17 protein-coding genes are annotated in these 19626 nt (G+C 60.2%); 9 read left to right on the top strand and 8 right to left on the bottom strand.

From position 1 onward, the window contains the following. The 4 genes from dapF to F8N62_RS23670 are packed head-to-tail and all read left to right on the top strand — an operon-like array spanning position 1 to position 3176. Positions 1-831, top strand: coding sequence for a diaminopimelate epimerase (dapF, locus tag F8N62_RS23685; protein ID WP_150712942.1), 831 nt, complete (start codon positions 1-3; stop codon positions 829-831). 13 nt (positions 832-844) lie between these two features. Next, positions 845-1570 (top strand): DUF484 family protein, encoded by a 726-nt coding sequence (locus F8N62_RS23680; protein WP_150712941.1) that lies wholly within the window; start codon positions 845-847, stop codon positions 1568-1570. A gap of 2 nt (positions 1571-1572) precedes the next feature. Further along, a complete protein-coding gene (gene xerC, locus F8N62_RS23675; RefSeq protein WP_150712940.1) occupies positions 1573-2472 on the top strand; it encodes a tyrosine recombinase XerC in 900 nt (299 codons plus the stop codon). Then, a complete protein-coding gene (locus tag F8N62_RS23670; RefSeq protein ID WP_150712939.1) occupies positions 2469-3176 on the top strand; it encodes an HAD family hydrolase in 708 nt (235 codons plus the stop codon). Before xerC ends, F8N62_RS23670 begins: the two co-directional genes overlap by 4 nt. A gap of 149 nt (positions 3177-3325) precedes the next feature. On the opposite strand, the gene sutA is transcribed toward F8N62_RS23670, so the two are convergent. The 4 genes from sutA to glnK form a co-directional block, all read right to left on the bottom strand. Beyond that, the gene (gene sutA / locus F8N62_RS23665) at positions 3326-3649 is read right to left on the bottom strand and encodes a transcriptional regulator SutA (protein WP_150712938.1); all 324 of its coding nucleotides are present in this window, start codon (positions 3647-3649) and stop codon (positions 3326-3328) included. 101 nt (positions 3650-3750) lie between these two features. Further along, entirely contained in the window at positions 3751-4176 is a 426-nt protein-coding gene (locus tag F8N62_RS23660) for a secondary thiamine-phosphate synthase enzyme YjbQ (RefSeq protein WP_150712937.1), read from the bottom strand. A 213-nt stretch (positions 4177-4389) separates the two neighbouring features. After that, positions 4390-5727 carry an ammonium transporter gene (locus F8N62_RS23655; RefSeq protein ID WP_150712936.1) on the bottom strand — a complete coding sequence of 446 codons (1338 nt, stop codon included), beginning with the start codon at positions 5725-5727 and terminating at the stop codon, positions 4390-4392. A 36-nt stretch (positions 5728-5763) separates the two neighbouring features. Further along, positions 5764-6102, bottom strand: coding sequence for a P-II family nitrogen regulator (glnK, locus tag F8N62_RS23650; RefSeq protein ID WP_002555808.1), 339 nt, complete (start codon positions 6100-6102; stop codon positions 5764-5766). A gap of 416 nt (positions 6103-6518) precedes the next feature. Between glnK and F8N62_RS23645 the strand changes: the two genes are divergently transcribed. From F8N62_RS23645 to F8N62_RS23630, 3 genes are all read left to right on the top strand, one after another. Continuing rightward, a complete protein-coding gene (locus F8N62_RS23645) occupies positions 6519-6779 on the top strand; it encodes an accessory factor UbiK family protein (protein WP_150712935.1) in 261 nt (86 codons plus the stop codon). A 397-nt stretch (positions 6780-7176) separates the two neighbouring features. Further along, complete coding sequence (locus F8N62_RS23640) at positions 7177-7704, top strand: Bro-N domain-containing protein (RefSeq protein WP_150712934.1); 528 nt, start codon at positions 7177-7179, stop codon at positions 7702-7704. Positions 7705-8016: 312 nt separating this feature from the next. Beyond that, positions 8017-9510 (top strand): YifB family Mg chelatase-like AAA ATPase, encoded by a 1494-nt coding sequence (locus F8N62_RS23630; protein WP_150712932.1) that lies wholly within the window; start codon positions 8017-8019, stop codon positions 9508-9510. On the opposite strand, the gene F8N62_RS23625 is transcribed toward F8N62_RS23630, so the two are convergent. The 3 genes from F8N62_RS23625 to F8N62_RS23610 form a co-directional block, all read right to left on the bottom strand. Next, positions 9507-10721 carry an aldose 1-epimerase family protein gene (locus F8N62_RS23625; RefSeq protein WP_150712931.1) on the bottom strand — a complete coding sequence of 405 codons (1215 nt, stop codon included), beginning with the start codon at positions 10719-10721 and terminating at the stop codon, positions 9507-9509. The genes F8N62_RS23630 and F8N62_RS23625 overlap by 4 nt on opposite strands. Positions 10722-10934: 213 nt before the next feature. Continuing rightward, the gene (locus F8N62_RS23620; protein ID WP_150712930.1) at positions 10935-12911 is read right to left on the bottom strand and encodes a methyl-accepting chemotaxis protein; all 1977 of its coding nucleotides are present in this window, start codon (positions 12909-12911) and stop codon (positions 10935-10937) included. A 181-nt stretch (positions 12912-13092) separates the two neighbouring features. Next, entirely contained in the window at positions 13093-14013 is a 921-nt protein-coding gene (locus F8N62_RS23610) for a LysR substrate-binding domain-containing protein (protein WP_150712929.1), read from the bottom strand. Positions 14014-14170: 157 nt separating this feature from the next. Here F8N62_RS23610 and F8N62_RS23605 point away from each other — a divergent pair, with 157 nt between their 5' ends. Continuing rightward, complete coding sequence (locus F8N62_RS23605; RefSeq protein ID WP_150712928.1) at positions 14171-15568, top strand: NorM family multidrug efflux MATE transporter; 1398 nt, start codon at positions 14171-14173, stop codon at positions 15566-15568. Positions 15569-15668: 100 nt separating this feature from the next. On the opposite strand, the gene F8N62_RS23600 is transcribed toward F8N62_RS23605, so the two are convergent. Then, the gene (locus tag F8N62_RS23600; RefSeq protein WP_150712927.1) at positions 15669-17342 is read right to left on the bottom strand and encodes a putative bifunctional diguanylate cyclase/phosphodiesterase; all 1674 of its coding nucleotides are present in this window, start codon (positions 17340-17342) and stop codon (positions 15669-15671) included. Between the two features lie 264 nt (positions 17343-17606). Between F8N62_RS23600 and rep the strand changes: the two genes are divergently transcribed. Continuing rightward, positions 17607-19616 (top strand): DNA helicase Rep, encoded by a 2010-nt coding sequence (gene rep, locus F8N62_RS23595; RefSeq protein ID WP_150712926.1) that lies wholly within the window; start codon positions 17607-17609, stop codon positions 19614-19616. Positions 19617-19626: the final 10 nt, after the last annotated feature.

Raw genomic sequence — 19626 nt, 5'->3', positions numbered from 1 at the left:
ATGCTGCTGCGTTTTACCAAGATGCACGGCCTGGGCAATGACTTCATGGTCCTCGACCTGGTCAGCCAGCACGCGCATATCCTGCCCAAACACGCCAAGCAATGGGGCGATCGGCACACCGGGATCGGTTTCGACCAGTTGCTGATCGTTGAGGCGCCGAGCAACCCGGAAGTGGATTTCCGTTATCGGATCTTCAACTCCGACGGCTCGGAAGTGGAACAGTGCGGCAACGGTGCGCGCTGTTTCGCCCGCTTCGTGCTCGACAAGCGCCTGACCGCAAAACGGCAGATTCGCGTCGAAACCAAAAGTGGCATTATCGAGCTGGATATCCGCAGCGACGGCCAGATCAGTGTCGACATGGGCGCACCGCGCCTGGTGCCGGCCGACATTCCGTTTGTTGCCGACAGTCAGGCGCTGAGCTATTCGCTCGACGTTAACGGCACTTCGGTGGAACTCGCCGCCGTGTCGATGGGCAATCCGCATGCGGTGTTGCGCGTCACCGATATCAACAACGCACCGGTGCATGAGCTGGGACCGAAAATCGAACACCACCCGCGCTTCCCTGCCCGGGTCAACGTCGGTTTTCTCCAGGTCATCGACCGCAACCGTGCGCAGTTGCGCGTCTGGGAACGTGGCGCCGGGGAAACCCAGGCCTGCGGCACCGGCGCCTGTGCAGCTGCAGTGGCCGCGATCAGCCAGGGGTGGATGGATTCGCCGCTATTGATCGACCTGCCCGGCGGGCGTCTGTCCATTGAATGGGCAGGCCCTGGCCAACCGGTGTTGATGACCGGCCCGGCAGTCCGAGTTTATGAAGGACAAGTGCGTCTTTGAGTGAGTCAAACCCATGACCGACAAGCCCCAGGTTCCCGCCCTGCAGCCCGACGAATCCCCTTCCGAAAGCCTTGAGGCGGCGGCGATTGCCGCGTACCTGGAGGCTCATCCGGATTTCTTCGTCGAGCACGAAGAACTGCTGACGACGATGCGCATCCCGCACCAGCGTGGCGACACCATTTCGCTGGTCGAGCGCCAGATGACCATTTTGCGCGACCGCAACATCGAGCTGCGTCATCGCCTGTCGCACCTGATGGACGTCGCCCGGGACAACGACCGTCTTTTCGACAAGACGCGCCGCCTGATTCTTGCGCTGATGGACGCCACCAGCCTGGAAGACGTGGTGATCAGCGTCGAAGACAGCCTGCGTCAGGATTTTCAGGTGCCTTTTGTCAGCCTGATCCTGCTGGGCGACAACCCGATGCCGGTCGGCCGCTGGGTGACCCACGCCGACGCGCAAACGGCGATTGGCGGTTTGCTCACGGAAGACAAAAGCGTCAGCGGCACCTTGCGCGAGCATGAGCTGGACTTCCTGTTTGGCGAAGAACAGCGCAAGCAGATTGGCTCCACCGCCGTCGTCGCCATCAGCCATGAGGGCATCCATGGCATCCTCGCCATCGCCAGTCGCGATCCGCAGCATTACAAAAGTTCGGTGGGCACGCTGTTCCTGAGCTACATCGCCGAGGTCATGGGCCGCGTGCTGCCACGGGTCAACAGCTCGCTGCGCTCGGTACGCTGATCGTGGAACGGCAACTGGACGCTTACTGCGAACACCTGCGCAGTGAGCGGCAGGTGTCGCCCCACACGCTGTACGCCTACCGCCGCGACCTCGACAAAGTGCTGGGCTGGTGCGCAAAGCAGAACATCGACAGCTGGGCCGCGCTGGACATCCAGCGCCTGCGCGGCCTGATCGCACGCCTGCATTCCCAGGGCCAATCGTCCCGCAGCCTTGCGCGACTGCTCTCGGCAGTCCGGGGGCTCTATCACTATCTGAACCGCGAAGGCCTTTGCGACCACGACCCGGCCAACGGTCTGGCGCCGCCCAAGGGTGAGCGCCGCCTGCCGAAAACCCTCGACACCGACCGCGCGCTGCAACTGCTTGAAGGCGCGGTGGAGGATGATTTCCTGGCGCGTCGGGATCAGGCGATTCTCGAGCTGTTTTATTCATCCGGGCTGCGGCTTTCGGAGCTGACCGGGCTCAATCTCGATCAGCTGGACCTGGCAGACGGCATGGTTCAAGTGCTTGGCAAGGGCAGCAAGACCCGCCTGTTGCCAGTCGGAAAAAAAGCTCGTGAAGCGCTGGAGCTGTGGCTACCGTTGCGGGCCATGACCAACCCGGCGGATGACGCGGTGTTTGTCAGCCAGCAAGGCCGACGCCTCGGCCCACGGGCGATCCAGGTGCGGGTCAAGGCCGCTGGCGAACGTGAACTGGGGCAGAACCTGCACCCGCACATGCTTCGACACTCTTTCGCCAGTCACTTGCTGGAGTCCTCGCAAGACCTGCGCGCGGTGCAGGAATTGCTCGGCCACGCGGACATCAAGACCACGCAAATCTATACTCACCTGGACTTCCAGCACCTGGCGACGGTCTACGACAGTGCCCATCCACGGGCCAAACGCATTAAGGGCGATGATTCATGACGATCCAGTTGATCACCTTCGACCTCGACGACACCCTGTGGGACACCGCGCCGGTGATCGTCAGCGCCGAAGCCGTTCTGCGTGAATGGCTGACCGAACATGCACCCAATCTGGGCGCTGTGCCGGTGGAGCATTTGTGGGCGATTCGTGAACGAATTCTGAGTAGCGAACCCGGCCTTAAGCATCGCATCAGTGCGTTGCGCCGTCGGGTGCTGTTCCATGCCCTGGAAGACGCCGGTTACAGCCATGATCAGGCGTCCGATCTGGCTGACCAGAGCTTTGAAGTATTTCTGCATGCGCGGCATCAGCTGGAAATATTCCCTGAGGTGCAGCCGACGCTGGAGATCCTTGCCAATCATTACGCGCTGGGCGTAGTCACCAACGGCAACGCCGATGTGAGTCGCTTGGGGCTGGCGGATTACTTCAAGTTTGCCTTGTGCGCTGAAGACATCGGCATCGCAAAACCGGATGCGCGCCTGTTTCATGAGGCGTTGCAGCGTGGCGGCGCGACGGCCGAGACGGCGGTGCATATCGGCGATCATACGGGTGATGACATCGCCGGAGCGCAGCAGGCAGGTTTGCGCGCGATCTGGTTTAACCCGCAAGGCAAATTGTGGGAAGCGCAAAAAGCCCCGGACGCCGAGATCCGCAGCCTGACCGAGTTGCCGGCGTTGTTAGCTCGGTGGAACACAACCAGGATTTGAGGCGCCCCTGAAAAGATCGCAGCCTTCGGCAGCTCCTACATTTAATTGTGTACGCCTGTAGGAGCTGCCGAAGGCTGCGATCTTTTGATTTCCACCCATGAAAAAGCCCGCAGCGACGGCGGGCTTTTTCAGCAAGCAAGGGCAGACGCTTAGATAGGCCGGCTGCCGTACTTATTGTCGGGCTTCTTGGGCGGATCGGCGACCACGTTGGCCTCCACTTCCTGCACCTTGCCACCCTTGGCCAGGAACTCTTCCATAGCCCGCGCGAGTGCATCGCGCTCTTTGTTCTTGGCTTCGACACTCGGCAGCTCATCGACCGACACCGCAGCCTTGGCCTTGCCTTTGGCGGTCGGAGCGGGCGTTTCACCGCCGTCGTCTTCAGCGACGTCTTCCGCCGCTGCTTCCAGACCTTCTTCGGTTTCGTCGTCGTCGCCTACTTCGAGGTCGTCGTTTTCCAGATCATCGTCGCTCATGTTCTACCTCATGACTTGCGAAAAGCAGATTAGTTATAGCCCAGCTTCGCCATCTGTCGAAGGCTGCCGGAAAAATTCAGTCACCGCTGATGATCAGCGGTTTATGCCCCGTCACCGTAAAGGGTGGCGAGGACTTTACGGGCACCGCCGTGATCACGGTGCTCGCCCAGATAAACGCCTTGCCAGGTCCCCAACGCCAGACGGCCTGCCGTGATCGGCAAACTGAGCTGACAGCCAAGTACGCTGGCCTTGAAGTGCGCCGGGAGGTCGTCCAGGCCTTCGTCGTTATGCTCATAGCCGTCTGCTCCTTGTGGGATCAGACGATTGAAAAATCGTTCGAAGTCGCGACGTACCGCCGGATCGGCGTTCTCGTTGATGGTCAACGACGCCGAGGTATGCTGCAGCCACAAATGCAACAGACCGACCCGACACGCCTTGAGTTCAGGCAGGCCGGCGAGTAACTCGTCCGTTACCAGATGAAAGCCCCGGGGCCTTGCCCGCAGGGTAATCAGAGTCTGTTGCCACATACAGTTCTCCGCACGTTCGGGGCGCATTCTAGCGCGCTCTGGGAAAAAACAAAGGCCCTAATATTCCTTCAATCATGTAAGCCATTGGCCGCACAAATATGCCCGCCGCAAACGCCACTGAACGTGTAGGAAAAAACCTTTCAGCAGTGACTACACCGACAAACACCAGGCAAAAAAATGCCCGGCAAGCCGGGCAGATTTTTTAAACGCGTCTTACAAGTTGTAGCCGCGTTCGTTGTGAAGTGCCAGATCGATGCCGACAGCTTCTTCTTCTTCGGTGATACGCAGACCCATGACGGCATCCAGCACCTTGAGAATGATGTAGGTGACGATCGCGGTGTAGATCACCGTGAAGCCCACGCCTTTGCACTGAATCCAGACTTGTGCGGCGATGTCGGTCACGGTGCCGAAGCCACCCAGCGAAGGGGCGGCAAACACACCGGTCAGGATCGCGCCGAGGATACCGCCGATGCCGTGAACACCAAAGGCGTCCAGGGAATCGTCATAACCGAGTTTGCGTTTCAGGGTAGTGGCGCAGAAGAAGCACACCACGCCCGCTGCCAGACCGATCACCAGCGCGCCCATCGGGCCCACGGTGCCGGCGGCCGGAGTGATCGCAACCAGACCGGCGACCACACCCGACGCGATACCCAGCGCACTTGGTTTGCCATGGGTGACCCACTCGGCGAACATCCAGCCCAGTGCAGCAGCGGCGGTTGCGATCTGAGTCACGAGCATCGCCATACCGGCCGTGCCGTTTGCGGCAGCGGCGGAACCGGCGTTGAAGCCAAACCAGCCGACCCAGAGCATCGCGGCGCCCATCAGGGTGTAACCGAGGTTGTGCGGCGCCATCGGGGTGGTCGGGAAGCCTTTACGCTTGCCGAGCACAATGCACGCCACCAGACCGGCCACACCGGCGTTGATGTGCACCACGGTGCCGCCAGCGAAGTCGAGCACGCCCCAATCCCACATCAGGCCGCCGTTGCCGGACCAGACCATGTGCGCGATCGGTGCATAAACCAGGGTGAACCAGATGCCCATGAAGATCAGCATCGCGGAGAACTTCATACGCTCGGCGAAGGCACCGACGATAAGTGCCGGCGTGATGATGGCGAAAGTCATCTGGAAGGTGATGAACACCGCCTCAGGGAACAATGCCGCTGGACCGGTCAGGCTCGATGGCGTGACACCGGCGAGGAACGCCTTGCCCATGCCGCCGAAGAACGAATTGAAGTTGACGACGCCCTGCTCCATGCCGGTGGTGTCGAACGCAATGCTGTAGCCATAAATGACCCACAGAATGCTGATCAGACCGGTAATCGCGAAGCACTGCATCATCACGGAAAGAATGTTTTTGGAGCGAACCATGCCGCCGTAGAACAGCGCGAGGCCGGGAATGGTCATGAACAGCACGAGGGCTGTCGAGGTCAGCATCCAGGCGGTATCGCCGGAATTGAGGACTGGGGCCGCCACTTCGTCTGCCGCCATGGCCAGGCTGGGCATTACGAGGGACAACAGGGCTCCTAGCCCTGCGAATTTACGCAGAGTCATATTGTTTTCTCCTGGGGCGTTGGGGTTTGTGGCGGCTTAGATTGCGTCGGTATCGGTTTCGCCGGTACGGATGCGAATCGCCTGTTCCAGATTGACCACGAAGATCTTGCCGTCACCGATCTTGCCGGTGTTGGCCGCCTTGGTGATCGCCTCGATCACCCGATCAAGATCCTTGTCGTCAATGGCGACATCGATCTTCACCTTGGGCAGGAAATCGACCACGTATTCCGCGCCGCGATACAGCTCGGTGTGACCCTTCTGCCGACCGAAGCCTTTGACTTCAGTAACGGTAATGCCCTGCACGCCGATCTCGGACAGCGATTCGCGCACGTCGTCCAACTTGAACGGCTTGATGATGGCAGTGACTAGCTTCATGAAAACTCTCTCCCGAATTGGTGGACTTGCCCCAGGAAAACAAACCCGGCTCAAGTCTAAGCGCAGTGCCTGGCTTTGTAACGCATCGTCGGCCTCGATCGCCCGTCCGACGCCAGCGAACCACTCCGCACGAAACACTTCCCCGTTTCGCTTGGCGCACTGCATTCGTCACAGCGACTGCATCAGTGCATGGGTCACTACCCACTAAGCAGAAAGCTTGCCACCTCGCCGAAAACCCCGGATATCAAGCGCTTGCCAACAACTGCGGGTTTGCGCATACGATTGCCCGATGCGTAACGCACAACAACAGTGCGACGCCGTCCGTCCGCATGCGCGAAAAGCGTGCATCCCTGCGGTCGGATTTGACTATAGACACTGCGTGATACACTGCCCGCATTGTTTTCAGGACATTTCCCATGCTCGCGCCCAAAGACTTTCTCGACGCCCTGACCGGCACCGCCTCCCGCCTCTTCAGCGGCGACACCCCGTTGCCGAAAAGTGAAATCGAAAGCCAGTTCAAGGCGTTGTTGCAGAGCGGCTTCAGCAAGCTGGACCTGGTAAGCCGGGAAGAATTTGATAGCCAGATGGTTGTGTTGGCGCGGACCCGGGCACGTCTTGAAAGTCTCGAGACGAAAGTCGCGGAGCTTGAAGCAAAGCTCAATCCCCCGACCGAATAACCCCGCCCATCCCACTTTGAAACCCGATCCCCTGTGGGAGCGAGCCTGCTCGCGATAAGGTCGGAACGACCTGTAGGAGCTGCCGCAGGCTGCGATCTCTTGATCATCAAGCCCGCAAAAATCCCGGCCACTTCCTACAACAAAACCACCGCCGTCCGATTGCGCCCCAAAGCCCCGGTTCCTAAGCTCACCCAATGCTGAATGTTCAGCACTGGGTTTGGCGACCCGAAAGCTTTAGGAGTGCAACGACCATCGACCCAAGTCATGGCGGTTGTGCGTGGGAGGCCTTCGGGTCTGCCGGGTTCCTTTTGCTCCGGTTCGCCAACCCGCGTACAACTGCCACCCAATTGTTTGGCGACGATTGCGGGCAGCCCTTTAGGCAAAAGGATCTGTACCAATGAATTGCGATGACGATTATCTAACCCCCCACGTCTTCACCCGCCACAAACTCCACCTCCACGCCCTACTCCTGCAAAACCAACCCTGGTTCAGCGCCCGCGACCTGGGCCGCCTCCTGCGCCTCTACCTCGATGAACGCGCCATCCGAAAACTCGACCCCGACCAACGCCAAACCGCGCGAATGCTCATCCACGGTGTCATCGAAGACACGCTCCTGATCAGCGAATCCGGCATCTACGCTCTACTGGTCTACCACTACTGCCCCGAATACCGCGGCCTGCGCGAGTGGCTGACCCACGACGTGGTGCCCGCGCTGAGAGACGCAGCGCAACCCACTTCATCCGAACGCCCGATGCTGAGCCTGCTTAACTGGCCAGAGATGTCGCTGAGTTTGCTGCACTGGAACAACCAGCCATGGATTCGGTTGCAGGATGTGCCTCAGCTGCTGCCAAGTACGGTGCATACACAGCGCCCGGCCAGCGTGCCGTGGTGGAAAAAGGCTTCACGAGCGCTTCATTTGCCGTAACCGGTTAACCACGCTCGATTTCGGCGCTACGAAGGTCGTAGGTCGATTGCAGATTCAGCCAAAATTCGGGCGCTGGGGCACGTAATTGTAGGAGCGAGCTTGCTCGCGATGAACGCCAGGACGCCGCGTTCTTCCAGAGGACCCGCGTTTTCGTTAACGACCATCGCGAGCAAGCTCGCTCCTACAGTGGGTCGTGGAGCTCGCAACATCCGGCGAAGATTTCGTAGCTCAGTTGCAATGTTGAACTCGTAACCCCCGACTACCCTTCAAAAACCCGCAGGAAGCGGCCCCCGCAAAACTCAAGGAACGACCATGTCCCTCTCCATCGTCCACAGCCGCGCCCAGATTGGCGTGGATGCGCCTGCCGTTACCGTAGAAGTCCACCTGGCTAACGGCTTGCCATCGCTGACCATGGTCGGTTTACCCGAAGCGGCGGTGAAGGAAAGCAAGGACCGGGTGCGCAGCGCAATCATCAATTCAGGCCTCCAATTTCCAGCGCGGCGCATCACGTTGAATCTCGCGCCGGCGGATTTGCCCAAGGACGGTGGGCGCTTCGATCTGGCGATTGCCTTGGGGATTCTGTCGGCCAGTGTGCAGGTGCCGACGTTGACCCTGGATGACATTGAATGCCTGGGCGAGTTGGCGCTGTCGGGCGCGGTGCGTGCCGTGAGGGGGGTGTTGCCGGCGGCGTTGGCGGCGCGCAAGGCCGGGCGCTCGCTGATGGTGCCACGGGCGAATGCCGAGGAAGCGTGTCTGGCGTCCGGGTTGAAGGTGTTCGCGGTGGATCATTTGCTGGAAGCGGTCGCGCATTTCAATGGCCACACGCCGGTCGAGCCTTATGTTTCAAATGGTCTGCTCTATGCCAGCAAACCCTATCCCGACTTGAATGAAGTGCAGGGCCAACTCTCGGCCAAGCGCGCATTGCTGATCGCTGCGGCCGGAGCTCATAACCTGCTGTTCAGCGGGCCGCCGGGCACCGGTAAAACCCTGCTGGCGAGTCGATTGCCGGGATTGCTGCCGCCGTTGGCGGAAAGCGAAGCGCTGGAAGTCGCGGCCATCCAATCCGTCAGCAGTTGTGTGCCGTTGAGCCACTGGCCACAACGACCCTTTCGCCAACCCCACCACTCCGCTTCCGGTCCGGCATTGGTGGGTGGCGGATCGAAGCCACAACCCGGCGAAATTACCCTCGCCCACCATGGCGTGCTGTTTCTCGATGAGCTGCCGGAATTCGATCGCAAAGTGCTGGAGGTTTTAAGAGAGCCAATGGAGTCCGGGCATATCGTGATTTCCCGGGCGAAGGATCGCGTGCGGTTTCCTGCGCGTTTCCAATTGGTGGCGGCGATGAACCCGTGCCCCTGTGGATACCTTGGCGAACCCAGCGGCAAATGCAGTTGTACACCGGACATGGTTCAGCGCTACCGCAACAAACTCTCGGGGCCATTGCTGGATCGTATCGACCTGCACCTCACCGTCGCGCGGGAAGCCACCGCGTTGAACCCAGCGCTCAAACCCGGAGACGACACCGCTACCGCCGCCCTTCTGGTCGCCGAAGCACGGGAACGACAACACAAACGCCAGGGCTGCGCCAATGCCTTCCTCGATCTGCCGGCTCTGCGCAGGCATTGCACGTTATCCACAATCGATGAAGCCTGGCTGGAAACGGCATGTGAACGGCTGACTTTGTCGCTGAGATCAGCCCATCGACTGCTCAAGGTTGCGCGTACATTGGCGGACCTTGAGCAGGTCGAAGGCATCACCCGTAGCCATTTGGCCGAGGCGTTGCAGTACCGGCCGAGTACAAACTAGTACTTGGAAAGGTCTACCAAAGGCGTTTGCCTGACTTCGGTTTCGCGCCCACTTTGAATTTCGCTCACGCGCTTCAACGCGTTATCCACAGCGCTTTTGTCTGCAAGCAAGCTGTAGCTGATCTGGAATTGCTTGTGTTCCTTTGGCGCAATTGTCGGCACCAGACCGAGCGGTCGCTGGTACCGCCGGTTGTAGGAAAAACTCGTTCCTGGCTCCAGTCCGGTGACATAACCCTGACCTTGGGTATCGGTGTTTTTCCATAGCGAAAAGACCGGAAGCGTTTGAGTGTTGAAGCCCACCGAAACGCCGAGGCTACCGGCTTTGTTGTGCAGCACGGTCAGCGTATCGCCCTTGGCATCGGCATATGGCACCACGTTGTAAACCGTTTCGTCATAGTCCTTGGTCGGCCCGCGATAGGTCTGCCAGTCCGGCAGATCCGCTTTGGCCTTGTCGTTGAACGGTGAAACCTGTTTCACCGGTGCGGCAAAACGTGCGCCCTGTTCGAGGAACGGCGTGCTGAAGTTGCTGTGATACAGCGCCTGGTATTCTTTCGGATAATCGCCGTTGTTGGTCAGCGTGTCGTTGAGGCTGAAGCTGACGCTACCGGGCTCGGTCACCAGTTCGGTGGCGACGGAGAAGTCGACCTTCTTGAATGCCTGCTCTTTCAATTCGCCGCGCAGGCTGATGGCGTAAGGCGGCTTTTCGTCGATGTGCAAGGTGACTTTGCTGGCCGGGATATTGGCGGCGCGACCGTGCAGGGTCAGCAGTTCGCCGTTGTCCATGCCGGGATGGCCGACCCATTCATAACCGCAGCGGGTGACCAGTTCGTTGAAGCCTTCGAGCCAGCCCAGTCCGCCGCGACCATTGAGTTCGATAAAGGACGGATTGACCACTTCCTTGACCGGGGAATCCCAGCCCATGCGGACATCTCCTACAGACGCCTGTAGGACGTTCATCCCGCGAGTCGGCACCACCGAGAGTTTCAGGGTGCCGTTATCGATGTCGACGATGCTGACGCCCTCCTGCCGGCCGCCGTGCAAGGTTCGCAGGGTCACGGAGAAGGGTTTGTCGGTTTTAACCCCGAGTTGCTGGCTGGTGATTGTCCAGTTTTCGGCGGCTTTGTCGGTGTCGAGCAAGACGTAATCCCAAGCCATGGCGTGGGAGGCGGCAGAGAGCGCACCGAGGGTGGCGATGATTTTGAGCGGAGTCATGGCAGGAGCCTTTCTTGGAGTTGTACCATTTTTATAAGCTTGCTGAAACGATTCATCAAGCAAAAAAGCAAAGGCACAGAAAGAAGCGACCCCAGCGTCTGGGTACAAAACCTGGAAAGAGTGGGTCCCTTCGCGAGCAGGCTCGCTCCCACAGGAACCGCAGCAGTCAACTGTGGGAGCGAGCCTGCTCGCGAAGGCTATTTGAATGGCACTTCAACGAAACCGGTCAACCTCCTGACGCAATCCCGCCGCGAGTGCTTCCAGCTCTTTGGCGGTAATCGCCAAATTCGACACCACTTCCCGCTGCTCACTGTTCGCCAGCGCGATGCTCTGCAAATTGCTGCTCAGCAAAGTCGCGGTGCTGCTCTGCTCCTGCGTCGCCGTGGTAATCGCCGCAAACTGCTCACCCGCCGAACGGCTCTGTTCATCGATCCGCGCCAGCGCCGAGGCGACGTTGGCATTGCGCGACAAGCCTTCCTGCATCAGCACGTTGCCCTGTTCCATAGTGCTGATGGCGTTGCCGGTTTCCTGCTGGATGCTTTGAATCATCCCGGAAATCTCGTCGGTGGCCTGACGAGTACGCGAAGCCAGGTTGCGTACCTCGTCAGCCACCACCGCAAAACCACGACCCTGCTCACCGGCTCTCGCCGCTTCAATCGCCGCGTTCAGCGCGAGCAAGTTGGTTTGTTCGGCAATCGAGGTGATCACCCCAACGATGCCGCCAATTTCCTGCGAGCGCTGCCCCAAGGTGTTGATCACTGTAGCGGTGCTGTTGAGGGCTCTGGCGATTTGCTCCAGGGACGAGGACGCTTCGTCCATCGATGTACGACCGATCTGTGTTTGCTGTGCGTTTTCCTGCGCCAGGCGTTGGGTGCTGCCCATGTTGTCGGCAATGTTCAGCGAGGTGGCGCTGAATTCTTCCACGGCGCCGGCCATGCTGGTGATTTCGCCCGACTGCTGCTCCATCCCTTCATAGGCGCCGCCGGACAAACCGGACAATGCCTGGGCACGGCTGTTGACCTCTTGCGAGGCCTTGCGAATGTGCTCGACCATGGTCGACAGGGCCTGGCTCATCTGGTTGAACGCGCGGGCCAGCTGACCGATTTCGTCGTTGCTCGACACGTTCAGGCGCACGCTCAGGTCACCGGCGCCGAGGGCTTCAGCCTGACGCACCAGATCGCCCAACGGCGCGAGTTTGCTGCGCAGCAGCCAAACGGCGGAGCCCACAGCGATCAACATCGCCAACAGGCTGCCAATCGCCAATTGAATGCCGACGCTCCAGGTCACCGCGCGGATTTCGGCTTTCGGCATGCTCGCCACCACCGACCAAGGCCCGCCTTCGAACGGCACGGCAATGCTGTAGAAATCTTCCGACTTGTCGCTCCAGAACTCGCCTTTGCCCGGCGTTTTTGCCAGTGCGGTGATGGCGGGCACGGCTTGATCCAGCGCTTGCACGCCCGCAATCGGCACCAGCCATTTGTTCTGCTCATCCAGCAACGCCAGCGAACCGGTCTGGCCGATGCGGAAGCGCTTGAGGTTGGCGAATTGCGCGTTCTGCGCGTCGGTGTAATCGAATCCTACGTACAACACGGCAATGACCTTACCGCTGCTGTCGCGGACGGGGGTGTATTGCGACATGTAGAAGCGTTCGAACAGCAACGCTCGACCCACGTAATTCTGCCCCGCCAGCAACCGCGCGTAAGCCGGGTTCGCATGATCGAGCAGCGTGCCGATGGCGCGGCTGCCGTCTTGCTTGCTGACGTTGGTGCTGACCCGGATGAACTCATCGCCGCTGCGCACGAACACCGTCGCAACGCCCGCGGTCATCTGCTTGAACTCGTCCACTTCCTTGAAGTTGTTGTTCAGCACTTCACTTCCCAGATGCAGACCTGGGGTTTGAGTGCCGGCCACTGTCACTGGCTCGTCCGCATGCACGCTGAGGCCTGCGCTGAAGCGTTTCTCGAACAAACCGGCCAGGCGCTGGGTACTTTCACGCAACGTGCCGTGAAAAGTACTGAGCTGATCGGCGAGCAAGCGGGCCTCACTGGCCAGGTGCTCCTCGCGGGTGGCGAGGTTGGCGGTATCCAGCGAGCGCAGGGCGAATACAGTGCTGCCGCTGATGACAATCGCCAAGATAACGGCGAGCGCAAGACCAAGCTGTGAGGCAATCCGGGCACGAGGTTGAGACATGACAGCTCCTGGCCGAGTGACCTGATCTTCCTTGATCGGCTGCTCAGCAAAATTTCTAATAATTGGAATAACGTGGAACCTGCACGAAGGTCCCACCTGCAGATTTTCGGCGGCAAACCTGAATACTTGAGTAAATAACCGGGGTATGGCTCAAGGCCGCCATTGCAGCGGCTCTAACGTTTCAGCTCAAGTGCTCGACATCCGGCAGTTTCATGGCTTGGGCTTCGCCTTGCAGGAAATCGCTGAGGCGGCGCAAACGATCACCTCCGGGGCGAGTTTTAGGCCAGACAAGGTAATAATTCTCACCGCTGGCAACGGCGGTCGGCCACGGCAAACTCAGACGACCCTGCGCCACATCCTCAGCCACCATCAACAGGTCGCCCATCGACACGCCATAACCTCGGGCGGCGGCAATCATGCCCAGTTCGAGCGTATCGAACACTTGCCCGCCCTTGAGCGACACCTGATCCGTCAGCCCCATGCGCTCCAGCCAGTTGCGCCAGTCACGCCGGTCGGGCGTCGGGTGCAGCAACTCGGCTTGGGCGAGGCGCGCGACATCCCAGGGTTGATCCTTCAGAAGATTCGGCGCGCCCACCGGAATCAGCTCTTCGGGGAACAGGAAACTCGCCTCCCAGTCCGGTGGAAAACGTCCGTTGCCGAGAATCACCGCGCAGTCGAACGGCTCATGGTTGAAGTCCACCGAATCGACGTCCATCCAGGCGCTGGTCAGTTGCACCTCGTTGCCCGGCTGCAGTTGACGGAAACGGCTGAGCCGCGCCAACAACCAGCGCATGGTCAGGGTGGACGGGGCTTTCATGCGCAGGATGTCATCTTCGGCGCGCAAGGTATTGCACGCCCGCTCGAGGGCGGTGAAACCCTCGCGGATGCCGGGCAGGATCAGCCGTGCGGACTCGGTGAGTTGCAGATTGCGGCCGCTGCGGTGAAACAGCCGACAGGCGAAATGCTCTTCAAGCGTACGAATGTGTCGACTGACCGCACTTTGGGTAATCGACAGCTCTTCGGCGGCGCGGGTAAACGAGCTATGTCGCGCCGCAGCTTCAAATGCGCGAAGGGCATACAAGGGAGGAAGACGACGGGACATGCGGAAAGCTCCTACAGCGCGATGGCGTCAACTTACCAGAAACTCTCAGGATGAGTTTTAATCATGCGATCCATCCTATTTATCCCTTTGTGCAAACCCCGCAGAGCGCCGAGAATCGACGCTTTCCTGTTCTCATTTCTAGTCGAGCGTTATGACCATGCAGCATTCAGCGCGCACTGAACTCTGGGCCCTCCTGCGGCTGGCGGGGCCGTTGATTGCCTCGCAGTTGGCGCACATGCTGATGGTCCTCACCGACACGTTGATGATGGCGCGCCTGAGCCCCGAAGCGTTGGCCGGGGGCGGTCTGGGGGCGGCGACGTATTCGTTTGTAGCGATCTTCTGCATCGGGGTCATTGCCGCGGTCGGCACGCTGGTGGCGATCCGCAAGGGCGCGGGCGACATTGTCGGCGCGGCGCGTCTGACCCAGGCCGGGTTGTGGCTGGCGTGGTTGATGGCGTTGGTGGCCGGGTTGCTGCTGTGGAACCTCAAACCCGTGTTGCTCCTGTTCGGCCAGACTGAAACCAACGTCCAGGCGGCTGGCGAGTTCCTGCTGATCCTACCCTTCGCCCTGCCCGGCTATCTGAGTTTCATGGCCCTGCGCGGTTTCACCAGCGCCATTGGCCGGGCCACGCCGGTGATGGTCATCAGTCTCGGCGGTACCGTGGCCAATTTCGTGCTCAATTACGCGTTGATCACCGGGATGTTCGGTCTGCCGAAAATGGGCCTGGTGGGCATCGGTCTGGTCACGGCGATTGTCGCCAACCTGATGGCCGTGGCACTGGCGCTGCACATCCGCCGGCATCCGGCGTACGACGCTTACCCTCTGCTTCAGGGTCTGTCGCGGCCCAATCGTCAGTACCTGAAGGAGCTATGGCGCCTCGGCCTGCCGATTGGCGGTACTTACGCCGTGGAAGTCGGGCTGTTCGCATTCGCGGCGCTGTGCATGGGCACCATGGGCAGTACGCAACTGGGTGCGCATCAGATTGCGCTACAGATTGTCTCGGTGGCGTTCATGATTCCGGCCGGGCTCTCGTACGCGATCACCATGCGTATCGGTCAGCACTATGGCGCTGGACAACTGCTGGATGCGCGACTGGCCGGACGGGTCGGAATCGTTTTCGGCGCGGCCGCGATGTTGGGTTTTGCGATGGTGTTCTGGCTGTTGCCGAATCAATTGATCGGTTTGTTCCTGGACCACAACGACCCGGCCTTTCGACCTGTCATCGACCTGGCGGTGAGCCTGCTGGCGGTGGCCGCGTGGTTTGAGTTGTTCGACGGAACGCAAACCATCGCCATGGGTTGCATTCGCGGGCTGAAAGACGCGAAAACGACGTTTCTGGTCGGGCTGGGTTGCTATTGGCTGATTGGCGCGCCTGCCGCGTGGTGGATGGCCTTCCATCTGGACTGGGGCCCGACAGGTGTCTGGTGGGGATTGGCGTTGGGCCTGGCGTGCGCGGCGGTGAGCCTGACGCTGGCGTTTGAGTGGAAGATGAAGCGGATGATTCGGCGGGAGCCGGCGTCAGCCCAGCGTTTCGAGGTCATTCAGACCGAATGACCTCCCTGTAGGAGCGAGCTTGCTCGCGATGGTGGGTCAGCTGACACTTTCTTGACTGTCACACCATCGCGAGCAAGCTCGCTCCTACAGGGGATTCGTGTTAGTTCACGATCTCCATCATCGGTTGCTGACTGCTGCCAAAACTCAAATACTCAACCAACTCCACCAACGGCAACGGCTTGCTGATCAGATACCCTTGCACCTGATCGCAGCCAAACCCACGTAACAGAGCCAGCTGCTCCGGGGTTTCCACGCCTTCGGCGACCACTTCCAGATTGAGGTTGTGCGCCAGGTTGATCATCGCGTGCACCAGTTTGCGATTCTCCTCGCGCCCTTCCATCCCGCCGACAAAACTCTTGTCGACCTTCAACAGGGCAATCGGCAGGCTGTTGAGGTGCACGAAGGATGAGAACCCGGTGCCGAAGTCATCCAGCGAGAAGCGCACGCCCAGGCGTCCGAGAGCGTCCATGGTCTGCTTCACCAAATCGCTGCGGCGCATGACGGCGGTTTCGGTCAGTTCGAATTCCAGCCACTGCGCCTCGACGCCGCGCTCGGCAATCAACCGGCTCAGGGTCGACAACAATTGGCTGTCCTGAAACTGCCGGAACGATAAGTTGATCGCCATGTGCAGCGCCGGCAAACCCCGTTCGCGCAGCGCCTGCATGTCGCGCAACGCGCGGGAAATCACCCAGTAACCGAGCGGCACGATCAGGCCGCTTTGCTCAGCCAGCGGCACGAATTCGCTCGGCGGCAATAGCCCGCGTTCGGCATGGCGCCAACGCACTAGGGCTTCGAGGCCGACGATCTGCCCGTCCTCAAGGTTCAGGCGCGGCTGGTAATGCAGCTCCAGCTCATCGCGACGCAACGCCCGGCGCAGTTCACTTTCGAGGTCGGCCATGCTGCGGGCATTGCGGTTGATGCGTTCGTTGAAGATGTGAAACGTGCAGCCCTGAGTGCTCTTGGCTTGCTGCATGGCGATGTGCGCGTGCCACATCAGCGGGTCGGCGCCGGCCAATGCGCGGGCGTGGGCAATGCCGAGGCTGGAACCGATCAACAGGCTTTCGCCGTCGACCCAATAAGGCTCGGCCAGCGCTTCGGTGATTCTTTCGGCCATCCACTCCGCGCGTTGCGGGGCGCGGCGGGTGTCGATCAGCAGGGCGAATTCATCGCTGCCCAGCCGCGCCAATTGATCGCCCGCTTCCAGCTGACTTTTCAGCCGCGCGACCACTTGCAGAATCAACCGGTCGCCCGCCTGATGGCCGAGGGCGTCGTTGGCGTGGCGGAAGTTGTCGAGGTCGAGGTGACCGAGCGCCAGGCCGCGGCCGTCGTTTTCCGCCAGTCGCGCCGCGAGCAAGGTCTGGAAACCCTGGCGGTTGGCGATGCCGGTCAGCGGGTCTTGCTCGGCCAGGCGTTGCAGCGTGTTTTCCAGCAGGCCGCGTTCACGCACATGGCGCAGGCAGCGGCGCAACATGCCGGTGTCGAGCAGGTCGCGCACCAGCCAGTCGCTCACGCCATCGGGCGGCAACAGCGGTTCGTGGTCGAGCAGCAACACCGTCGGCAAATTGCAACGGCCGGGCGCCGGCTGAAGGGCCGGGATGGTCAACAACACCGCGCTGCGGTTGTCGTCGAACAGAGCGCTGACCGACTCCCAGCTCGGAGCGCTGATGAGCACGGCCGAGCTCCCCATCGGAGCCAGACACTCGCGCAACAACGCTGCCCACGCCGGCTCTTCGGCCAGTAGCAGCAAACGCAAGGGTTCGACAGGCGTAGACAAGCTAGCTCCCTAGACTCTGCAAAGATGTAGGCGGCGGCCATTATGCCGTGCCGGTAACCAATGACCAAACGACATCAGTTATCACACGAGACCTTTATATCCGCAATTTCGAACATTAGACGCAGATTCACCGCGTATCCTGCGTGAAAGTATCAAAACCGGCAAATATAGATAGCGTGGTGCGTCACAAGTCGGAGAGAGCAGCACAATTCGCTGAGCCTGTTAAAATGCCGGCCCATTTCGCAAACGACTCCCTGATTTCGTATGTCCCGACTCAATCCCCGGCAGCAAGAAGCCGTGAGCTACGTCGGCGGCCCTCTTTTGGTGCTCGCCGGCGCAGGCTCCGGCAAGACCAGCGTGATCACGCGCAAGATCGCACACTTGATCCAGAACTGCGGCATTCGCGCCCAGTACATCGTCGCCATGACCTTTACCAACAAGGCCGCGCGCGAGATGAAGGAACGGGTCGGCACCCTGCTCAAGGGCGGCGAAGGTCGCGGCCTGACGGTGTGCACCTTCCACAACCTGGGCTTGAACATCATCCGCAAGGAGCACCTTGCGCTGGGCTATAAACCGGGTTTCTCGATCTTCGACGAGACCGACGTCAAAGCCTTGATGACCGACATCATGCAGAAGGAATACTCGGGCGACGACGGCGTCGACGAGATCAAGAACATGATCGGCTCATGGAAAAACGACCTGATCCTGCCGCCCGAAGCCCTGGAAAATGCGCGCAACCCCAAGGAACAGACCGCCGCCATCGTCTACACCCACTATCAGCGCACGCTCAAGGCGTTTAACGCGGTGGACTTCGACGACCTGATCCTGCAGCCGGTAAAACTGTTCCAGGAACACGCCGACATCCTCGAAAAGTGGCAGAACAAAGTCCGCTACCTGCTGGTGGACGAATATCAGGACACCAACGCCAGCCAGTATTTGCTGGTGAAGCTGCTGATCGGCACGCGCAATCAGTTCACCGTGGTGGGCGACGACGACCAGTCGATCTACGCCTGGCGTGGCGCCCGCCCGGAAAACCTGATGCTGCTCAAGGACGACTATCCGTCGCTGAAAGTCGTCATGCTGGAGCAAAACTACCGTTCCACCAGCCGCATCCTGCGTTGCGCCAACGTACTGATCTCGAACAACCCGCACGAATTCGAAAAGCAGCTGTGGAGCGAGATGGGCCACGGCGACGAGATCCGCGTAATCCGCTGCCGCAATGAAGACGCCGAAGCCGAGCGGGTAGCGGTCGAATTGTTGACCCTGCATTTGCGCACTGATCGGCCATACAGCGACTTTGCGATTCTGTATCGCGGTAACTATCAGGCCAAACTGATCGAGCTAAAGCTGCAACACCACCAGATTCCCTACCGGCTGTCCGGCGGCAACAGCTTTTTCGGACGTCAGGAAGTCAAAGATCTGATGGCCTACTTCCGCCTGATCGTGAACCCGGATGACGACAATGCCTTCCTGCGTGTGATCAACGTCCCACGCCGGGAGATCGGTTCGACCACGCTGGAAAAGCTCGGCAACTACGCCACCGAACGCAAAATCTCGATGTACGCCGCCACCGATGAAATCGGCCTGGGTGAACACCTGGACACGCGCTTCACCGATCGCCTGTCGCGCTTCAAGCGCTTTATGGACAAGGTCCGCGAGCAGTGCGCCGGCGAAGACCCGATCTCGGCACTGCGCAGCATGGTCATGGACATCGACTACGAGAACTGGCTGCGCACCAACAGCTCCAGCGATAAGGCTGCCGATTACCGCATGGGTAACGTCTGGTTCCTGATCGAGGCGTTGAAAAACACCCTGGAGAAAGACGAAGAAGGCGAAATGACCGTCGAGGACGCCATTGGCAAACTCGTCTTGCGCGACATGCTGGAGCGCCAGCAGGAAGAGGAAGACGGCGCCGAAGGTGTGCAGATGATGACGCTGCACGCCTCCAAGGGCCTGGAATTCCCTTACGTGTTCATCATGGGCATGGAAGAGGAAATCCTCCCGCACCGTTCCAGCATCGAAGCCGACACCATCGAAGAAGAACGCCGCCTGGCCTACGTCGGTATTACCCGCGCGCGTCAGACATTGGCCTTCACCTTCGCGGCCAAGCGTAAGCAGTACGGCGAGATCATCGATTGCGCGCCGAGCCGCTTCCTCGATGAACTGCCGCCGGACGACCTGGCCTGGGAAGGCACCGACGACACGCCGGTTGAAGTCAAAGCCGTTCGCGGCAATACCGCACTGGCGGATATACGTGCGATGTTAAAGCGCTAGAATTGAGCAC

The organism is Pseudomonas fluorescens (assembly GCF_902497785.1).
In the GTDB taxonomy this organism is placed as follows: Bacteria; Pseudomonadota; Gammaproteobacteria; order Pseudomonadales; family Pseudomonadaceae; genus Aquipseudomonas; species Aquipseudomonas fluorescens_BO.
Note: the sequence above shows the minus strand (reverse complement) of the source record. Positions and strands in the feature narration are given on the sequence as shown.

Bases quoted from the DNA above. Each gene is read 5' to 3' on its own strand.
- F8N62_RS23645 (WP_150712935.1), top strand. From the start codon at position 6,519: ATGCTCGCGCCCAAAGACTTTCTCGACGCCCTGACCGGCACCGCCTCC.
- F8N62_RS23670 (WP_150712939.1), top strand. From the start codon at position 2,469: ATGACGATCCAGTTGATCACCTTCGACCTCGACGACACCCTGTGGGAC.
- F8N62_RS23640 (WP_150712934.1), top strand. From the start codon at position 7,177: ATGAATTGCGATGACGATTATCTAACCCCCCACGTCTTCACCCGCCAC.
- F8N62_RS23625 (WP_150712931.1), bottom strand. From the start codon at position 10,721: ATGACTCCGCTCAAAATCATCGCCACCCTCGGTGCGCTCTCTGCCGCC.
- F8N62_RS23660 (WP_150712937.1), bottom strand. From the start codon at position 4,176: ATGTGGCAACAGACTCTGATTACCCTGCGGGCAAGGCCCCGGGGCTTT.
- F8N62_RS23605 (WP_150712928.1), top strand. From the start codon at position 14,171: ATGCAGCATTCAGCGCGCACTGAACTCTGGGCCCTCCTGCGGCTGGCG.
- sutA (WP_150712938.1), bottom strand. From the start codon at position 3,649: ATGAGCGACGATGATCTGGAAAACGACGACCTCGAAGTAGGCGACGAC.
- rep (WP_150712926.1), top strand. From the start codon at position 17,607: ATGTCCCGACTCAATCCCCGGCAGCAAGAAGCCGTGAGCTACGTCGGC.
- dapF (WP_150712942.1), top strand. From the start codon at position 1: ATGCTGCTGCGTTTTACCAAGATGCACGGCCTGGGCAATGACTTCATG.
- F8N62_RS23630 (WP_150712932.1), top strand. From the start codon at position 8,017: ATGTCCCTCTCCATCGTCCACAGCCGCGCCCAGATTGGCGTGGATGCG.
- F8N62_RS23680 (WP_150712941.1), top strand. From the start codon at position 845: ATGACCGACAAGCCCCAGGTTCCCGCCCTGCAGCCCGACGAATCCCCT.
- F8N62_RS23610 (WP_150712929.1), bottom strand. From the start codon at position 14,013: ATGTCCCGTCGTCTTCCTCCCTTGTATGCCCTTCGCGCATTTGAAGCT.
- F8N62_RS23620 (WP_150712930.1), bottom strand. From the start codon at position 12,911: ATGTCTCAACCTCGTGCCCGGATTGCCTCACAGCTTGGTCTTGCGCTC.
- glnK (WP_002555808.1), bottom strand. From the start codon at position 6,102: ATGAAGCTAGTCACTGCCATCATCAAGCCGTTCAAGTTGGACGACGTG.
- F8N62_RS23655 (WP_150712936.1), bottom strand. From the start codon at position 5,727: ATGACTCTGCGTAAATTCGCAGGGCTAGGAGCCCTGTTGTCCCTCGTA.